We start from the raw sequence: 13,289 nt of genomic DNA, 5'->3' as shown, positions 1-13,289 counted from the left end.
TGTATGAAGTTGATGTGGCGTAGCCATCACGCCGAGCTTTTTAAGGAGAGCCTGAATGGATAAGGATTATTCACGAGATCTTGTTGGCTATGGGGCAAATCCTCCCCACCCCAAATGGCCGGGCGGTGCTCGTATCGCAGTGTCATTTGTGTTGAATTATGAAGAAGGCGGTGAGCGCTGCCTGTTGCACGGAGATGATGAGTCCGAAGCTTTTCTATCTGAAATTCCAGCAGCTCAGCCGATCAAAGGTGAGCGCCATATCAGTATGGAATCTATCTATGAATATGGTAGTCGTGCTGGCGTATGGCGCGTATTACGCCTGTTTGATGAATACGAAATCCCCTTAACTGTTTTTGCGGTGGCGATGGCGATTGAACGACACCCAGATGTAGCAAAGGCTATGGTGCATGCGGGTCATGAAATTTGCAGCCATGGTTATCGCTGGATTGATTATCAGTATATGGATGAGTCACAAGAGCGTGACCACATGGTAAAAGCGATTGAAATCATCAAAGCAATCACAGGTAGCAGACCACTTGGTTGGTATACTGGTCGAACTGGGCCAAACACCCGTCGTTTAGTGGCGGAAGAAGGTGGATTCTTATACGACTCCGATGCCTATGATGACGATTTGCCGTACTGGCACACCGAAGCGGGTCGTCCGCAACTGGTGATCCCATACACTTTGGATGTCAACGACATGCGTTTTGCTACTGCTCAGGGATTCAACTCTGGCGAGCAATTTTTCCAGTACCTGAAAGATACGTTTGACACTCTCTATGAAGAGGGTGAAGTGGCACCGAAGATGATGTCGGTTGGGTTGCATTGTCGCTTGGTTGGCCGACCTGGCCGTCTGGCCTCACTCAAACGCTTTCTTGATTATGTAAAACAGCACGATGATGTGTGGCTATGTCGCCGCATTGATATTGCTCGACACTGGCATGAACACCACCCATACACACCAAAAAAGGAGAAGTAATATGACCGAATTTCGTACCTGTAAACCATCGGAGATGGCTCGCGCGGAATTTGTCTCGCATTTTGGTGATGTGTATGAGCACAGTCCATGGGTCGCTGAAACTGTATATGACAAAGGGCTGAGCGTCGACGATAACAAGATTGAACATCTGCATCAGCGTATGGCTGAAACTTTACTGGGTGCAGAGAAAGCACAGCAATTGGATTTAATTAACGCTCACCCGGATCTAGCCGGTCGTGCAGCCGTCAATGGGGAACTGACCGCCGCCTCTACTGCTGAACAAGCAGGGGCGGGCATTGATCAATGCTCTGCGGAAGAGTTCGAGAAATTTACCACTTATAACAACAGCTACAAAAGTCGCTTCAACTTTCCCTTCATCATGGCAGTGAAAGGGGCCAATCGTTACCAAATTCTTGAGTCGTTCGAGATGCGATTAGGAAATGATAGTGAAACTGAGTTTGCTACTGCGATTCAGGAAATCAACAAGATTGCCTTGTTTCGCCTACGAGATATGTAAGTCACTGAGCTGGCGACTATCCCGTAATAACGCTCTTTAGGAGCAGATAACTGACTCACTTAACCTATTTTTGATTAATTGGAAGGATGAAGGAAATGTCCTTAGATTTTGAACAATACATTAACCTTGCTGATGACAAACTGGGCGCACAAGCTATCTACGCGACCGATGATTTCTTTGCGGATAAAAGCCGCCTTTTACGCCGTGAAGCGCCGGAGTGGAAGGAAGGTGTTTATGACGACAATGGAAAATGGATGGATGGCTGGGAAAGCCGCCGTAAGCGTGGCGAAGGCTACGACTATTGTGTGATTCGTCTAGGCTTAGCTGGCACGATTGCAGGCGTTGATATCGATACCTCTTTCTTTACGGGTAACTTCCCACCATCAGCATCCATCGATGCGTGTTACTCACCTGACGGTGACCCAACGGATGCCACTGAGTGGCAAGAAATTCTGCCGTCAATGAGCTTGCAAGGCGACCATCATCACCTTGAGCAAATTGAAAGCGACGAAGTGTTCACTCACTTACGTCTTAACATCTATCCAGATGGCGGTGTTGCACGTCTTCGTGTTTACGGCCGACCCAGCGTGGATTGGGACCGCATTGATGCTCAGCAGAAAGTGGACTTAGCCGCTGTTGAAAATGGCGGTCGTGCGTTGGCATGTAGTGACGAGCACTACGGTAATAAATCAAACATTCTTGGCCCTGGCCGAGGTGAAAATATGGGTGATGGCTGGGAAACCGCACGCCGACGCACGCCGGGGAATGACTGGGTGATCGTTGCACTTGGGCACGCCGGTAATATCGAACGTGTTGTGGTGGATACAGCGCACTTTAAAGGCAACTTCCCAGACAGCTGCTCTATTCAGGCGGCCTACGTTAAAGGTGGCACAGATGATCAGGTGGCGACACAAAGCCTGTTCTGGCGTGAACTTTTGCCAGCACAGAAGCTCAAGGCACACGACATTCATGAGTTTGTCTCTGAAGTGAATGAACTGGGTGCTGTGACGCACGTTCGTCTGAATATCTTCCCGGATGGTGGTATTAGCCGCCTGCGTTTATTTGGAACTAAAGCGGAATAAGCGAGGGAAGCACAATGAGTAATGGAATTCGCCGATTAAAAATAGAGCCACTCACCAAAGAGACGTTTGCAGAATTTGGAGACGTTATTGAAGTCGAAAACAGCGACTACTTTATGATCAATAACGGCTCAACCCGTCGTTACCACAAGCTAGCGAGCACAGACGTGCAAGATCAAGGTGGTGAAGCCATCATCAGTATCTTTCAGGCCACGCCGCTGAGTTACCCTCTAACGATAAAAATGCTGGAACGTCATCCGCTTGGCTCACAGGCCTTTGTTCCGTTGCTTGGGCAACCTTATTTAATTGTTGTTGCACCGAAAGGAGATGACCCGCAGTTGTCGCAAAGCCGTGCCTTTATCAGCAATGGCCGACAAGGTGTCAATTACCACAAAGGTGTTTGGCACCATCCGGTGTTGGCGCTGACCGAGCGTGATCAGTTTTTGATCGTCGATCGAGGTGGTGAAGGGCATAACTGTGATGAAGTGTTTTTCGACACTGATTTGGTCTCTCTGCATCTGGAAGATATTCCAGGCAACAACAGCACGGATGAAGAGCAACGCATGGACAAGCGTTGTAATGCTGGCACTGACCATCAGAGGGTTCCCTTGTGATGGAAAGCGCTGGCAGTAAATAGGAGTTTATTATGGATCCACATATCACGGAGTGGTTGAATCTGGCGATTCGCTGGGTTCACATGATAGTCGGGATCGCCTGGATTGGCGCATCGTTTTACTTTGTTTGGTTGGAGAATAACCTAAACCGCGTTAACCCGAAAACTGGCCTGTCAGGCGACTTGTGGGCAATTCATGGCGGTGGTATCTACCACCTTGAAAAGTACAAGCTTGCGCCACCGGAAATGCCAGAGCACCTGCACTGGTTTAAATGGGAAGCATACTTCACTTGGATTACCGGTGTGTTGCTACTGGCGGTTGTTTATTACCTCAACGCAGAAATCTATCTGATTGCACCAGGCTCTGGCCTGTCATCTACTACTGCTATTGCGATTGGTGTGGGTGTGTTAGTCGCGGGTTGGTTCATTTACGATCTCTTGTGTGATTCGCCTTTAGGCAAAACCCCAATGTTGCTGGGACTGGTTCTGTTTGTGCTGCTTGTTGGTGCGACCTACGGACTGGCTCAGGTCTTCAGTGGTCGTGGTGCTTACATCCACGTTGGTGCCATCATAGGTACTATCATGGTGGGTAACGTTTTCCGCGTTATCATGCCAGCGCAGCGCAATCTGGTGAGTGCGATTGAAGAAAATCGCGAACCGGATCCGGCACTGCCAGCGAAAGGCTTACTGCGTTCTCGCCACAATAACTATCTAACATTGCCTGTTCTGTTCATCATGATCAGTAACCACTTCCCGAGCACTTACGGTTCGGAATACAACTGGGCGATTCTAGCAGGTCTGGCGATCTTCAGTATCCTAGTACGACACTACTTCAACACACGTCATGGCAGTCAGAAATTTGCTTGGACGATCCCTGTGGCGGCTTTGGGTATGATCACGTTGGCGTTTGTGACTTCTCCTTATGCGAGCCGACCAGCGGCGCCAGTGGCGAAAGCACCGGTCGTACAACAGCAGGCTGCACCTGTTGCTGAAGCCGCAACAACAGAAGCAAGTGAAACCGTATCGGCATCAACCAATGAGCAGGCTCCTCAGGAGCAAGCAGCACCTGCAACAGGTGGTGTCAGCTTTGCCGAAGTGAACAAGGTCATTCAGGAGCGTTGCTCTGTATGTCACTCTGCCACGCCAACGCACGCAGCATTTGCGGTTGCGCCAGCCGGAGTGGTACTGGATACCCCTGAAGAGATCTTAACGAACGTTCCACGCATCATTTCTCAGTCCGTTGCGACTAAAGTGATGCCGCTGGGCAACCTTACTCAGATGACTGATGAGGAACGATCCCTTATCGGAGTTTGGGTGGAACAAGGTGCAGTTATCCAATAACTGTCCTTGCGGGACTGAGTGTCAGCCTGACTTCCTGTCATCCTATGTTCAGGCTGACATAGACTCCTCATTCCCAGCTGTCTCCAGACAGTGTATTTCCCTTTCCCCGGAACGTGTTCCGGGGTTTTTTATAGGTGTTAAGAAGCAAGAAATGCAAGGTTGTTGAAGTTGTGATGTTTATCTTCAATCAACGCATGCAGAAATTTCGGCTGTGCTACGTTTACTATTGATAGGTAACGCATTAGTCGTGAGTGAAAGGCTGAGAGCGACATTTCTACCTTCTTTCTCTTTTCACTGGCTCATTAGATGCGCCCTACATTGGTCAATTATAAAAGGATTTAGATGTGACGAAATTAGCCATCAGCATCAGACACAAAACCATACTGGCTACAGTATTGGCAGTGGTTCTGGTCATCATCGTACTGATCAGTACCACCGTGAGCCAAGGTCGTAAAATCATTCTCGACCAAACCTATTCGCAGCAGCTTCCGGCTTCGTTGGGAGAAGTGAGTAACAAAATTAAGCTTGAGTTGGAGAAACCGCTGGTTATCGCAGATGTGATGTCAGAGCTTTCCCAACTGACCGAATTTACAGGTGAGGGTAGTGCAGAAATCGTCGATATCCTTAGCCGCATTAAGCAGCAGTTTGGTGCTCTGACGGCGTTCTACGTTAATACCGTTGACAGTAGCTACTACATTCCGACCGGCAAATTGAAAGACATGTCGGCACAGTCTAACGATGACCAATGGTTTTATGGTTTTCTCGCCAGTGGCAAGAAGGTTGAGCTATCGATTGATGTCGATGACTCTACTGGTGTAGCGACTGTGTTTGTTAACCATGTGGTGATGCAACAAGGCAAGCGTATTGGTGTTACCGGGATTGGCTTGTCGCTACAAAATATGGGGAAAACCGTCGCCAACTACTCTCTGGGTGAGCAAGGTCAGTTGATGCTGGTCGATAATCAAGGAGTAGTGAAAATTCACGCAGATGCCAATCTGGTTGGTAAATCACTCAACGACTTACAGCTAAGAGAATTGGCAGCGGAGCTGGGCAAACTCAGTGACACAGACTCACACATTATTGAAGCTGAAGTTAACGGCAGCGCCATGATTGTCGGGTTTATTGCTTTGCCAGAGCTCGGTTGGACACTGGTTTCTCTTCAGCCTCAAAGTGAAGTGCTGGCGGAGCTGAATCAGTTTATTCAGACCATGACTTACATCGGTGTGGTGGTGGCCTTACTCTTTATTATCATCAGTGCTTATATGACGAATGCTTTGCTTAAACCTCTGTCGACCACGGCCGATTTGCTGCTAGAAATCGGTGGTGGCGGCGGTGACCTGACGCAAAGGCTGGATGAAAGCCGCCATGATGAAGTTGGCAGCATTGCTCGTGGTTACAACCAGTTTGTTGCTTATATGGGCAATGTCTTGCAAGAGATCGACCGCTCGCGCGCTGATTTGGTGGCAACCATTGATCATATTGATTCTCAAGCCAGTGAGATGAAACATCAGATCCAAGGGCAGGAGCAGAACATTGACCAAGTCGCGACAGCGATCCATGAAATGAGCGCTAGCTCGGAAGAGATCGCCAGCAATGCCAACAATACGTCAGACAATGTGCAGCAGGCGACAGTAGAAGTGAAACATGGTTTGTCATCGGTCAGCGACACATTTTCCCATACCGAAGCGATGAGTCGACAGTTGGATCAGAGTAGTCAGAGTATTGAGAAACTCTCTAATGATATCAACGCTATCGATACGGTACTGGATGTGATCAGTGGCGTGTCGGAGCAAACCAATTTGCTTGCACTCAATGCGGCGATAGAGGCAGCTCGTGCGGGAGATCAGGGGAGAGGGTTTGCTGTGGTAGCGGACGAAGTACGCACACTAGCGTCACGCACACAGGATTCAGCCAGTGAAATTCGCACCATTATCGAAAATCTTCAGGGCCTCAGTGATACGGTGGTGAAAGAAGTTGGCCAGAGTCACAGTACCGGTAAAGCGTGTTTAACCGCTGCTCAGGCTTCTGAGAAGCATTTAGAGTCGATCAATCAGTTTGTGGATGAGATTCATCAGCTGAGTAGTCAGACGGCCACCGCGACCAATGAGCAGTCTCAAGTTATCAATGAGATTGCCCCGCATGTTTCGAGTATTGCTGATGTGGCACGCAGCAACACTGAGATGGTGAATCAAACCTCCCATCATTGTGCCGATCTGAAAGACAATGTGAACTCTCTCAGCCAGCTGGTGGCTAAATTTAAATTCTAACGAGTGGTGCAAAAAAATGCCCTATGCGTCAGCACAGGGCATTATTATTAGTGAGTAAGAAAATTAAGCGCCTGCTTTTTTCAGATTCACTTCTTCTTCTTTCACGCCGGCCATTGGATCGTTGAAGCGTGACTCATCCAGAGCCCCTTCCGACTTGGCAACAATGACGGTCACTGCACTATCACCTGTGATGTTTACGGCAGTACGGATCATGTCTAGTAGACGGTCAACACCCATGATCAGGGCGATACCTTCCAGTGGGAGGCCGACTTGGTTGAGTACCATCGCCAGCATTACCAGCCCAACACCCGGAACTCCAGCAGTACCAATAGATGCCAGCGTTGCCGTTAGGATCACCATCAGGTAATCACCCATGGTGAGATCAATATTGAAGGCTTGAGCGATAAAGGCGGTTGCGACACCTTGCATGATGGCCGTACCGTCCATGTTCACGGTCGCACCTAGAGGAACGGTGAATGAAGAAACACGGTTCTCTACACCCATGCGATTCTTCGCCGTTTCCATTGTGACAGGAATTGTCGCATTAGAAGACGCGGTGGAGAAAGCGAACATGATGGCATCTTCCATTTTCTTCAGGAAGGTGATTGGGCTAAGACCAGTAAAGCCTTTCAGCATCACACTGTAGGTAACCAGACCGTGAAGCACAAGTGTACCTGCTAGAACAACGAAGTATTCCGCTAGGTTTAGAATTGCACCCAACCCTAGGCCTGTGAATAGCTTCGCCATCAGGAAGAACACACCGTAAGGGGCTAGGTTCATTAGTAGCGCAACCAGCTTCATGATCACTTCGTTAAGGTCTGCAAATACAGCGGCAATACGCTCACCCGGTTTACCCGCAGCACTGATCGCGATGCCAAATAGCACGGCAAATACGATAACCTGAAGTGTTTTCCCTTCGGCCATTGCGCTGATTGGGTTGGTTGGGAACATGTCGATGATGACCTGACCCAAAGAAGGGGCTTCTGCCGATTTAAACGAGCTAGCGGCAGTGAGATCGGCACCAGCACCTGGTTGGAATAGGTTACCCATCGTTAAAGCAAGAGTGATCGCAACAGCAGTTGTCGCAATATAGAAAGCGAGTGTTTTACCACCCATTCGACCTAAAGTGGAGAGGTCTTTTAGTGAGCTTGTTCCGCAAACCAGTGAAACAAACACCAGTGGAACAACAAGCATTTTTAAGCTGGCGACAAATATCTGGCCACCAACTTCAAACAGTCCATTGACGATGTATGTGTCGACAAATCCGTTGTCGGCAAAGAGGCTGCGAATCGCAAACCCTGTCAAGATACCTGCTAACATGCCGAGAATAACGCGGCTGGTTAGCGACATCGGTTTCTTGGTATTCATAGTGAACACTCCTTATAGTTATGCACCTTGAGTTCACTTCAAGGCGTGCAGGAGGTTATCAGCCGAAGTGAAAAAAAAGAAAATAAAATGCGCTGATAGATTTGTAGATGTGATCTTTATCACTGGATTATATTGGTGTTTAACCCTGTGGTAACAAAATTGGCAGGTTGTTTTATCTGAATGTTTTCAAATTTAACGTTTGAAGTGTTGGGTGTTAAAAAATAGGTCATTCTCATTACTTGAGAAATCATATGCATATAGAGGTCGGATGACTCTATCTTTGCATAGATAATCAATGTTTATGCACTATCGAAGTTGTCACACTGGTCACAGCTCTCATCATTTTTCGACAATAATCCCAGTTTTTTTGCCGCTATCTACTCCCTGCTTGTCAGGCATTGATTACCCTTGTTAACACATTCACTATGCCTTTGTAAATGCTAGCTACCTCATATTCAACGAGTTTCTCATTGCTTTGGCCGCGAATTTAGCTAATAACACCAATTTACCTAGGAGGGTTCCCCTTAGCATAGAAGCTCGACGTCTGAGACTACATTTAAATAAAGGAATAATTACAATGTCAGAGCTGAGCTATGCCAATACAGGTACGGTTTTAAAAGGCCATCCTGCGGTACTTAATAACTACAATTCATTTCCACATCATTCTGTAAATAGAAGTGGAGCAGATTACCCTCTGCTAGGCTTATCCCCTTCAATACAGAGAATTCAAAGTCAGATTGAGTTTGCTGCGCGAACCAGCTATCCAGTGTTTATTAGCGGAGAAAGTGGTACCGAAAAGCGTTCCATTGCTTCTCTTATCCATCTTAATAGACCGGAAGGTAAAGGGCGCTTCATTCTTATTCCGCCGACTATCCACAATCAATCGCAGTTTAAAGCGTATCTGGAAAGTAGCCTGAATCAAGCGAAACAAGGCACTTTATATTTGTCAGAAGTGGATGTTCTACCACAAGAGAAGAAAGACTACTTGACCACTTTATTCAGCCAAGAGGAGTTTCAACGCAGTTTGGCCGAAAAAAAAGTCCAGTTGATCATTTCCTGTACAGAATCACTGAATAGTGCTGGAGGGAATCGGCAATTTCTCGCCAAATTACTCGGTACAGAAATTCCTCATTTAGAACTCCATATCCCCCCTGTTAGAGAACGGAAGCAAGACCTTTCTAATCATATTGATCACATCCTCAACAAGATCCAGTCTTTCACTACAACCCGATTTACTCCTGAAGCGATTCAACTGCTGCATAAATATCACTGGCCGGGGAATGTTGAGCAGTTACAGCGCGTTGTTGTGACGTTGGCTTCCTGCTGTGGTAACGACATTGATGTCACAGATATTCAAAATCTCGATCTTTTTCCAGAAAGTGAAACCTTCGACATTGTCGAAGCTGTGCTAAGCCAAGAGTTTAGTGGTTTTCGCCACCTCCATCCTGGGTTACTTAAAGCGCTCAATTATATGAGTAACAACTTCACTGAAGAACTGACTCTCGCTGATCTCTCCAATTCGGCGTATACCAGCCAATCTCACCTGTCTTATCTATTCCGACAGCACATTGGATTTTCGTTCAAGTCGCTATTGGTGAAAGTTCGTATCCGCTATGCCAAGCAGATGATTGATGAATCACCAATGATGAAAGTGACAGAAGTGTGTTTGCAATCTGGGTTCGGTGATCTGAGCCACTTCGAGAAAATGTTCAAGCGTAATGTTGGCTGCACACCTCGCCAGTACCGTCAAAAAGAAAGAGACAAAGTACGCTTTTCTAACGCGACCTAAGTTGGTGAAAAGGCCGCAATTCTTGAGGGATTTGACCAAGTTATACAGCGGACTTCTTCCTAATATGGAAAGCATAGAGACGAACTTCAAGAGCCTCTGCAATGGAAATCAACATCGAGAAAATGCTGAGTCAATTTACCCCGACTACATCGCGCAATATGTATCTCAATATGGTGGCCGATTCGTTAGGGAAAGCTTCACAAAATGCCACACACGCTCAGCAGCAAATTCAGACCATAGTGGTCACAAATACGGCGTTAGGTTCCGGGTTGATTTATTCCATTGCAGCAAAAGGATCTTAGTCAGTTTTGAAGTGCAATGCTGCGCTTCTTAACCAGCAAAGGAGCATTTGATATGCCAGTAAATGATGCGGTCACTGATTCTGTGACGCAAGTAAACACCGAAGTAGTGGGCGACACCCCTGCTGTTGCGGGTGGAAACCTGTTGCTTTCAACCAGTCAGGCAATGGGCATCTCTGCTCTCAACAGTACAGGGGCAAACCAGCAAGCCACTTTGGTCCATCAGTCTTCGACAGTGCAGGGAGTGAATTCTTTACTCGCTACAGGTACCGCGGTTATTGGCCGTAGTGTCGAACTCATCCTAGAACCTAGCGCAAGCTAATTAACTGAAATTAGGAGCAAATTATGCCAGTTAATGAACAAGTAACAGACTCGGTAACACAGGTGAACACGAAAGTGGTTGGTGAAACACCCGCTATGGCCATGGGCAACCTGTTGATGTCTACCAGCCACGCTTTGAGTAATGCTGCTCACAACGCGACGGCTGCACAGCAGCAAGCACAAATCACTATGCAGGCTGCAACAGTACAAGGTGTGAACTCTTTGATGGCAATCGGTTCTTCGGTCATTGGCCGTGGTGCTGAAGGCATCATCGAAAAAGGCTAATTGATAGCCAAGTTGGAAAAACTAATTGTTAACAACAAATAAGGAACGAAACAATGCCAGTTAATGAACAAGTAACAGACTCAGTAACACAGGTGAACACAAAAGTGGTTGGTGAAACTCCGGCAATGGCAATGGGTAACTTGCTAATGTCTACCAGCCAAGCGTTAGGCACTGCTGCTCATAACGCGACAAGCGGTCAGCAACAAGCACAAATCACAATGCAGGCTGCGACTGTCCAAGGCGTTAACTCGCTTATGTCAATCGGCTCTTCGGTTGTTGGCCGAAGCGCAGAAGGCATCATCGAAAAAGACTCGTAATGCCGTACGCACCTTTGTCAGTCTAATGGCTGGCAAAGGTGTCTTTGAAGGAGATGTGAATGAAAACGGTAAACACACCCCCTGAGCAGGCAGAGTCAGCATTCCATGCTGCGAATCAATCTGTGGCGCAATCCACTGCCATGGCACTTGCAGACGCAACAGATAATCTGCGCAACCTGAACACATTGAGCACCACGGCCATTGGTACAGCACTCAGTCAGCTATTGGAAACTGGGGATCCCAAATACATGGACATCATCAACCAAGCGCAAAAAGTGGTGACAAATGGCGCCGAGAACTTTGGTGTGGTAGGCGAAAAAGTCGCAACAGTGCTGCACGACCGCTCTCAGTAGATATCGCTGTTCTTCTCATTTCCATTTCAGGTTTGTGAGTTCAGCATCCGTTTCAGCGCCTGTTGAAGGCATCGCAAGGAGTGAACATGAAAGAGCAGGATACAAGATTCGAAAATGAGTTCGAACAAGAGCTCTCGCAAAATACGATTGACCAATTTAATACGCTGCAGGGGTTTTCGTCACAGCCAACCAGCCTGTTGGAAACCACCTTGGCTGATACGCTGGGTTTGTCTATGCATAACGCGGTTAGCACCCAACAGCAATCACAAATGACCACCGCGGCATCGGTAACCAACGCCTGTGCCCGATTGCTCCAGACTCAGACTCGACCGACGGTTGAGGCGAAAGTGGAGCCTAAAACCGAGCCCGCCATTTTTGTTGATGCCAGTCACCGACTGGGTAGAGAAGAAGGTGGCTCGGAAGACATTCAAGAAGGCGATGAAGAGAAGAAGCGTTCATTTAGTTTGCTGCGCTTTCTGAAGAGAGATAAAGGGGCGAGTGATGGCCAGCAATGATCCAATCAAGTTTGATGTCAATGAACAGCTTAAACAGATTGAGTCCTTTACCGCGCAGCAACAGCAGGATGTTCAGAAGCTTATTGCTGACTCGCAGAAGCGCTTTGGCTCCGGTCAGGTAAAAGAGTCTATCGATGAAGTGGAAAATGCAGTCACAGGCATGCTGGATAATATTGAGGGTCAACTTGAGCAAGAAATCAGCAAAATCAATCAGCAGCTGCAGGAGCTGCTTCCAAATGAAATTCAATAAGTGAGGTTATCATGCCGAAAAAAGTCAACGAGCAGATCACAGACTCCGTAACTCAAACCAATACTCAAGTACTGGCGGGATCACCGGCTAATGCAATGGGTAATTTGTTTACCTCTATGGGCTTAGCGATGTCGAACCTGAACAATAATGCGACATCAGCACAGCAGCAGGCCAATATTGGTATGCAGGCTGCGACGGTGCAGGGCGTTAACGCACTAACAGCGATTGGAACAGCGGTACTCGGGCGAGCTACAGAAGCAATCGTCGAAAAAGACGAAGAATAACGTTATTGCGCTTTGGTTTTCTTGCCAACCGTACCAGTTGACCCAACGGCCAATTCAATTATGACATTGGCCTTTTGTTTTAGGAGTGAATCATGAGTGACAAGAAGGGTGCTGAAGATCTTAAACAAGTATCAGAGATGATCGATCAACTGACGGAGTCAGCCATGTCAGACACTATGGGTCTGCATATGCAAAATGCCGTCACCATACAGCAAGGTATGCAAGCCATCAGTAATGCTTCGACCTCGACGGCATGTGCATTGATCCTCAAAAAAGGCGGCTAACGGATAACCGCCAATGTCGAATGAGAGCACGACTGACAAGGCCAAACAATCGGTCGCTCAATCCACTGCCATTGCCGTGCAAGATGCGGCTGACAACCTGCGCAATCTCAACACCATTAGTACCACCGCTATCGGTGTTGCTTTGTCTGAACTTCTTGCCACTGGTGATCCCAAATACGTGCAGGTGATTGAACAAGCACAGAAAATCATGGAAAAAGGGACCGCCAACTTTGCTGAGCTAGGTAGCAAAGCGGCTGAAGTGGCGAAGAAGTTTGGTTAGTGGATGACACAAAAAATGGTGAGAAAAAACCATTTATTGTACGATTTAACGAAATATTGTGTCACGGAGGACGGCGGAAAAAATTAACTTATTGAATTTTAATTAAAAAATATTTGGTATGGCATTTGCTTTAATCCGATATTTTCTT

Annotated in this window: 18 protein-coding genes; 17 read left to right on the top strand and 1 reads right to left on the bottom strand. The window is 47.4% G+C overall.

Features of this window, described 5'->3' with window-relative positions; all coding sequences use genetic code 11:
• The first annotated feature begins 55 nt into the window (after nt 1-55).
• From puuE to CTT30_RS22010, 6 genes are all read left to right on the top strand, one after another.
• Entirely contained in the window at nt 56-979 is a 924-nt protein-coding gene (puuE, locus tag CTT30_RS22035) for an allantoinase PuuE (RefSeq protein ID WP_252037013.1), read from the top strand.
• Nucleotide 980: 1 nt separating this feature from the next.
• A complete protein-coding gene (uraD, locus tag CTT30_RS22030) occupies nt 981-1,496 on the top strand; it encodes a 2-oxo-4-hydroxy-4-carboxy-5-ureidoimidazoline decarboxylase (protein WP_252037012.1) in 516 nt (171 codons plus the stop codon).
• Nucleotides 1,497-1,591: 95 nt separating this feature from the next.
• Nucleotides 1,592-2,578 carry an allantoicase gene (gene alc, locus CTT30_RS22025; RefSeq protein ID WP_252037011.1) on the top strand — a complete coding sequence of 329 codons (987 nt, stop codon included), beginning with the start codon at nt 1,592-1,594 and terminating at the stop codon, nt 2,576-2,578.
• 14 nt (nt 2,579-2,592) lie between these two features.
• On the top strand, nt 2,593-3,189 hold the full coding sequence (locus CTT30_RS22020) for an ureidoglycolate lyase (protein WP_252037010.1): 597 nt from the start codon (nt 2,593-2,595) through the stop codon (nt 3,187-3,189).
• A gap of 32 nt (nt 3,190-3,221) precedes the next feature.
• Entirely contained in the window at nt 3,222-4,529 is a 1,308-nt protein-coding gene (locus CTT30_RS22015; protein ID WP_252037009.1) for a urate hydroxylase PuuD, read from the top strand.
• A gap of 344 nt (nt 4,530-4,873) precedes the next feature.
• Nucleotides 4,874-6,796, top strand: a complete 1,923-nt coding sequence (locus tag CTT30_RS22010; protein WP_252037008.1) for a methyl-accepting chemotaxis protein — start codon at nt 4,874-4,876, stop codon at nt 6,794-6,796.
• Nucleotides 6,797-6,859: 63 nt separating this feature from the next.
• Here CTT30_RS22010 and CTT30_RS22005 read toward each other — a convergent pair whose 3' ends face one another.
• Nucleotides 6,860-8,164 (bottom strand): dicarboxylate/amino acid:cation symporter, encoded by a 1,305-nt coding sequence (locus CTT30_RS22005; RefSeq protein ID WP_239835649.1) that lies wholly within the window; start codon nt 8,162-8,164, stop codon nt 6,860-6,862.
• Nucleotides 8,165-8,741: 577 nt separating this feature from the next.
• On the opposite strand from CTT30_RS22005, the gene CTT30_RS22000 reads away from it, so the two are divergent.
• From CTT30_RS22000 to CTT30_RS21950, 11 genes are all read left to right on the top strand, one after another.
• The gene (locus CTT30_RS22000) at nt 8,742-9,953 is read left to right on the top strand and encodes an AraC family transcriptional regulator (protein WP_239874290.1); all 1,212 of its coding nucleotides are present in this window, start codon (nt 8,742-8,744) and stop codon (nt 9,951-9,953) included.
• A gap of 101 nt (nt 9,954-10,054) precedes the next feature.
• Nucleotides 10,055-10,255 carry a RebB family R body protein gene (locus tag CTT30_RS21995; RefSeq protein WP_006960107.1) on the top strand — a complete coding sequence of 67 codons (201 nt, stop codon included), beginning with the start codon at nt 10,055-10,057 and terminating at the stop codon, nt 10,253-10,255.
• A 52-nt stretch (nt 10,256-10,307) separates the two neighbouring features.
• Nucleotides 10,308-10,574: a RebB family R body protein gene (locus tag CTT30_RS21990; RefSeq protein WP_239864771.1), complete on the top strand. Its 267-nt coding sequence runs from the start codon at nt 10,308-10,310 to the stop codon at nt 10,572-10,574.
• 23 nt (nt 10,575-10,597) lie between these two features.
• Nucleotides 10,598-10,858 (top strand): RebB family R body protein, encoded by a 261-nt coding sequence (locus CTT30_RS21985; protein ID WP_006960109.1) that lies wholly within the window; start codon nt 10,598-10,600, stop codon nt 10,856-10,858.
• A gap of 53 nt (nt 10,859-10,911) precedes the next feature.
• Nucleotides 10,912-11,175 (top strand): RebB family R body protein, encoded by a 264-nt coding sequence (locus tag CTT30_RS21980; RefSeq protein WP_006960110.1) that lies wholly within the window; start codon nt 10,912-10,914, stop codon nt 11,173-11,175.
• A 59-nt stretch (nt 11,176-11,234) separates the two neighbouring features.
• Entirely contained in the window at nt 11,235-11,528 is a 294-nt protein-coding gene (locus tag CTT30_RS21975) for a hypothetical protein (RefSeq protein ID WP_239835646.1), read from the top strand.
• Between the two features lie 86 nt (nt 11,529-11,614).
• Nucleotides 11,615-12,043 (top strand): RebB family R body protein, encoded by a 429-nt coding sequence (locus CTT30_RS21970; RefSeq protein ID WP_239874291.1) that lies wholly within the window; start codon nt 11,615-11,617, stop codon nt 12,041-12,043.
• The gene (locus tag CTT30_RS21965; RefSeq protein ID WP_239864767.1) at nt 12,030-12,293 is read left to right on the top strand and encodes a hypothetical protein; all 264 of its coding nucleotides are present in this window, start codon (nt 12,030-12,032) and stop codon (nt 12,291-12,293) included. The genes CTT30_RS21970 and CTT30_RS21965 overlap by 14 nt, the downstream gene beginning before the upstream one ends.
• Before the next feature lie 11 nt (nt 12,294-12,304).
• On the top strand, nt 12,305-12,577 hold the full coding sequence (locus CTT30_RS21960) for a RebB family R body protein (protein WP_019277222.1): 273 nt from the start codon (nt 12,305-12,307) through the stop codon (nt 12,575-12,577).
• A gap of 92 nt (nt 12,578-12,669) precedes the next feature.
• Nucleotides 12,670-12,861 (top strand): RebB family R body protein, encoded by a 192-nt coding sequence (locus tag CTT30_RS21955; RefSeq protein ID WP_099608220.1) that lies wholly within the window; start codon nt 12,670-12,672, stop codon nt 12,859-12,861.
• Nucleotides 12,862-12,874: 13 nt separating this feature from the next.
• Nucleotides 12,875-13,141 (top strand): hypothetical protein, encoded by a 267-nt coding sequence (locus CTT30_RS21950; protein ID WP_239835643.1) that lies wholly within the window; start codon nt 12,875-12,877, stop codon nt 13,139-13,141.
• Nucleotides 13,142-13,289 lie beyond the last annotated feature (148 nt).

The organism is Vibrio coralliilyticus (assembly GCF_024449095.1).
GTDB lineage: Bacteria > Pseudomonadota > Gammaproteobacteria > Enterobacterales > Vibrionaceae > Vibrio > Vibrio coralliilyticus_A.
Note: the sequence above shows the minus strand (reverse complement) of the source record. Positions and strands in the feature narration are given on the sequence as shown.

Excerpts from the sequence above, each read along its gene's own strand:
- puuE (WP_252037013.1), top strand. The coding sequence starts at position 56 with ATGGATAAGGATTATTCACGAGATCTTGTTGGCTATGGGGCAAATCCT.
- uraD (WP_252037012.1), top strand. The coding sequence starts at position 981 with ATGACCGAATTTCGTACCTGTAAACCATCGGAGATGGCTCGCGCGGAA.
- alc (WP_252037011.1), top strand. The coding sequence starts at position 1,592 with ATGTCCTTAGATTTTGAACAATACATTAACCTTGCTGATGACAAACTG.
- CTT30_RS22020 (WP_252037010.1), top strand. The coding sequence starts at position 2,593 with ATGAGTAATGGAATTCGCCGATTAAAAATAGAGCCACTCACCAAAGAG.
- CTT30_RS22015 (WP_252037009.1), top strand. The coding sequence starts at position 3,222 with ATGGATCCACATATCACGGAGTGGTTGAATCTGGCGATTCGCTGGGTT.
- CTT30_RS22005 (WP_239835649.1), bottom strand. The coding sequence starts at position 8,164 with ATGAATACCAAGAAACCGATGTCGCTAACCAGCCGCGTTATTCTCGGC.
- CTT30_RS22000 (WP_239874290.1), top strand. The coding sequence starts at position 8,742 with ATGTCAGAGCTGAGCTATGCCAATACAGGTACGGTTTTAAAAGGCCAT.
- CTT30_RS21995 (WP_006960107.1), top strand. The coding sequence starts at position 10,055 with ATGGAAATCAACATCGAGAAAATGCTGAGTCAATTTACCCCGACTACA.
- CTT30_RS21990 (WP_239864771.1), top strand. The coding sequence starts at position 10,308 with ATGCCAGTAAATGATGCGGTCACTGATTCTGTGACGCAAGTAAACACC.
- CTT30_RS21985 (WP_006960109.1), top strand. The coding sequence starts at position 10,598 with ATGCCAGTTAATGAACAAGTAACAGACTCGGTAACACAGGTGAACACG.
- CTT30_RS21980 (WP_006960110.1), top strand. The coding sequence starts at position 10,912 with ATGCCAGTTAATGAACAAGTAACAGACTCAGTAACACAGGTGAACACA.
- CTT30_RS21975 (WP_239835646.1), top strand. The coding sequence starts at position 11,235 with ATGAAAACGGTAAACACACCCCCTGAGCAGGCAGAGTCAGCATTCCAT.
- CTT30_RS21970 (WP_239874291.1), top strand. The coding sequence starts at position 11,615 with ATGAAAGAGCAGGATACAAGATTCGAAAATGAGTTCGAACAAGAGCTC.
- CTT30_RS21965 (WP_239864767.1), top strand. The coding sequence starts at position 12,030 with ATGGCCAGCAATGATCCAATCAAGTTTGATGTCAATGAACAGCTTAAA.
- CTT30_RS21960 (WP_019277222.1), top strand. The coding sequence starts at position 12,305 with ATGCCGAAAAAAGTCAACGAGCAGATCACAGACTCCGTAACTCAAACC.
- CTT30_RS21955 (WP_099608220.1), top strand. The coding sequence starts at position 12,670 with ATGAGTGACAAGAAGGGTGCTGAAGATCTTAAACAAGTATCAGAGATG.
- CTT30_RS21950 (WP_239835643.1), top strand. The coding sequence starts at position 12,875 with ATGTCGAATGAGAGCACGACTGACAAGGCCAAACAATCGGTCGCTCAA.